Below are 472 nucleotides of genomic sequence, written 5' to 3'. Positions count from 1 at the left end.
CTCTACGCGCACGGCGAGAACTACGAGAAGAAGGTCTACGTGCTGCCGAAGTACCTCGACGAGAAGGTCGCCCGCCTTCACCTCGACGCGCTCGGCGTGAAGCTCACCGTGCTGTCCGAGCAGCAGGCCGCCTACATCGGCGTGCCGGTCGACGGCCCCTACAAGGTGGATCACTACCGCTACTGATCGACGCCGGCCCGCCCTCGGCGCCGCCGCCTCCTTCCCCTCCTTCCCCTTCCGAAATCCATGCATTTCGCGGCGCGACTCGGCGTGGCGTCGCAGACACGCCGGGGCCGGGCAAGAAATGCATGGATTTCGGATGCGGTGGGGCGCCGAGACTGGGGCGCGCCGCGACATCCCGGACCGGCGGGTCGAACCTAGACTGAGCGAAGTTCAGCAATGGGTGCTGGTCGCGGGGGTGGTCATGGGTGACGGGGTTGCGGTCGCGTCCGACATCGTGCCGTTCTCGCGT

General features: G+C 67.4%; 1 protein-coding gene. It reads left to right on the top strand.

Going from position 1 to position 472, the window contains the following annotated elements:
- Positions 1–186 (top strand): adenosylhomocysteinase (locus FVP33_RS18940; protein WP_147785255.1); only part of this gene is annotated, 186 nt, incomplete at its 5' end.
- Positions 187–472: the final 286 nt, after the last annotated feature.

This window comes from Lacisediminihabitans profunda, from assembly GCF_008040105.1.
Lineage (GTDB): Bacteria > Actinomycetota > Actinomycetes > Actinomycetales > Microbacteriaceae > Lacisediminihabitans > Lacisediminihabitans profunda.
Note: the sequence above shows the minus strand (reverse complement) of the source record. Positions and strands in the feature narration are given on the sequence as shown.